We start from the raw sequence: 2500 nt of genomic DNA, 5'->3' as shown, positions 1-2500 counted from the left end.
ATCCATGACGATAAGGGTGGTATTTCAAGGATGGCTCCACAGAAACTGGCGTCCCTGCTTCAAAGCCTACCACCTATCCTACACATGCCGACACGAATGCCAGTGTAAAGCTATAGTAAAGGTGCACGGGGTCTTTCCGTCTGACCGCAGGAACCCCGCATCTTCACGGGGAATTCAATTTCACTGAGTCTATGCTGGAGACAGCGGGGAAGTCGTTACGCCATTCGTGCAGGTCGGAACTTACCCGACAAGGAATTTCGCTACCTTAGGACCGTTATAGTTACGGCCGCCGTTTACTGGGGCTTCAATTCAAAGCTTGCACCTCTCCTCTTAACCTTCCAGCACCGGGCAGGCGTCAGACCCTATACGTCGTCTTATGGACTTCGCAGAGCCCTGTGTTTTTGATAAACAGTCGCTACCCCCTGGTCTGTGCCACCCTTCAACGGTTGCCCGCTAAAGGGTCACGCTTCTTCCGAAGTTACGCGTGCAATTTGCCGAGTTCCTTCAGCATAGTTCTCTCAAGCGCCTTGGTATACTCTACCTGACCACCTGTGTCGGTTTCGGGTACGGTCTATAATGGTGGAGCTATTTCCTGGAACCGCTTCCCTGCAAGGACAATCCAATAAGCCCTCACAAGTTACGCAATCCGTCACTACCACCAGGCCCACGAATATTAACGTGGTTCCCATCGACTACGCGTTTCCGCCTCGTCTTAGGGGCCGGCTAACCCTGCTCAGATTAACTTTAAGCAGGAACCCTTGGTCTTTCGGCGAGAGGGTCTCTCACCCTCTTTGTCGTTACTCATGTCAACATTCGCACTTCCGATACCTCCAGGGCCCCTCACGGATACCCCTTCGCAGGCTTACGGAACGCTCCGCTACCACGTGTGCAAGCACACATCCTCAGCTTCGGTGCATGGCTTTAGCCCCGTTACATTTTCGGCGCAAAGACCCTTATTTAGACCAGTGAGCTGTTACGCTTTCTTTAAATGATGGCTGCTTCTAAGCCAACATCCTGGTTGTTTTGGGATCCTCACATCCTTTCCCACTTAGCCATGACTTGGGGACCTTAGCTGGAGGTCAGGGTTGTTGCCCTTTTCACGACGGACGTTAGCACCCGCCGTGTGTCTGCCGAGTAGTACTTCCCGGTATTCGGAGTTTGGTTAGGATCAGTAAGACGGTGAGTCCCCATAGCCCATCCAGTGCTCTACCCCCGGGAGTATTCGCTCGACGCTCTACCTAAATAGATTTCGCGGAGAACCAGCTATCTCCGAGTTTGATTGGCCTTTCACCCCTAGCCACAAGTCATCCCAATCTATTGCAACAGATGCGGGTTCGGTCCTCCAGTTGGTGTTACCCAACCTTCAACCTGCTCATGGCTAGATCACTCGGTTTCGGGTCTAATGCAACGAACTAAGGCGCCCTATTCAGACTCGCTTTCGCTACGCCTACACCTACCGGCTTAAGCTTGCTCGTTACACTAAGTCGTTGACCCATTATACAAAAGGTACGCCGTCAGGGTTGCCCCCTCCGACTGTTTGTAGGCATCCGGTTTCAGGTTCTATTTCACTCCCCTCGTCGGGGTGCTTTTCACCTTTCCCTCACGGTACTTGTTCGCTATCGGTCATGCACGAGTACTTAGGCTTGGAGAGTGGTCTCCCCATCTTCAGACAGGATTTCTCGTGTCCCGCCTTACTCAAGGACAATGAAGTCTTTACCGCGTACGGGGCTATCACCCACTATGGCCAACCTTTCCAGATTGTTCCACTTCATCCTTCATTGCCACTGGCCTGGTCCGCGTTCGCTCGCCACTACTTGCGGAGTCTCGGTTGATGTCCTTTCCTACAGGTACTTAGATGTTTCAGTTCCCTGCGTTCGCTTCTTACACCTATGTATTCAGTGCAAGATACCTTATAACAATACTTGGAAAACTCTTATGTCCTCACGCGCAATGCGCTCCGGACCGGGCGCCGCATCAGCGGCGACGGCCGGCCGGCCTTGCGAAGCGTCCGCTTCGTAAAACCGTTTCCGACATAAAAGATTTCCCAAGTATCTAAGGTGGGTTTCCCCATTCGGAGATCCATGGATCAAAGCCTATTCGCGGCTCCCCACGGCTTATCGCAGCGTATCACGTCCTTCTTCGCCTGTGCATGCCAAGGCATCCACCAAATGCCCTTACGACACTTGATCGTTCTCATTGCCAATGCTCATCCCTTCAGGCCGCCAGGATCTCTCCTGCCAGCCAGTACAGCTACCTTTTACAACTGCACGGTCAAGGAACGCCATCAGCGCTTCTTTCTTCGATGGTCCCTTCAAAGGAAACACGCCGAGCGTTTCCAGGGCCATCGATAAGACCAGCTTCTCGAGATATTGTCCGGTGATGCGCGGTCAGGCAACATCAACCAGCACCCGAACAGCAAAGGCCTAAACCCTCACCATCCCAGATGCCTTCAAGGCACGACCATCAATCGATGACCGTCCAGACATATCTTCTCTTCACA

1 rRNA gene (only partly in view) is annotated in these 2500 nt (G+C 52.8%); it reads right to left on the bottom strand.

Annotated features, from left to right (window positions below):
• A 23S ribosomal RNA gene (locus tag GGR23_RS22830) occupies positions 1 to 2189 on the bottom strand; it reaches 695 nt to the left of the window's first position.
• Positions 2190 to 2500 lie beyond the last annotated feature (311 nt).

The organism is Gellertiella hungarica, from assembly GCF_014197145.1.
In the GTDB taxonomy this organism is placed as follows: domain Bacteria; phylum Pseudomonadota; class Alphaproteobacteria; order Rhizobiales; family Rhizobiaceae; genus Gellertiella; species Gellertiella hungarica.
This window is presented reverse-complemented; position numbering and strand designations above follow the sequence as displayed.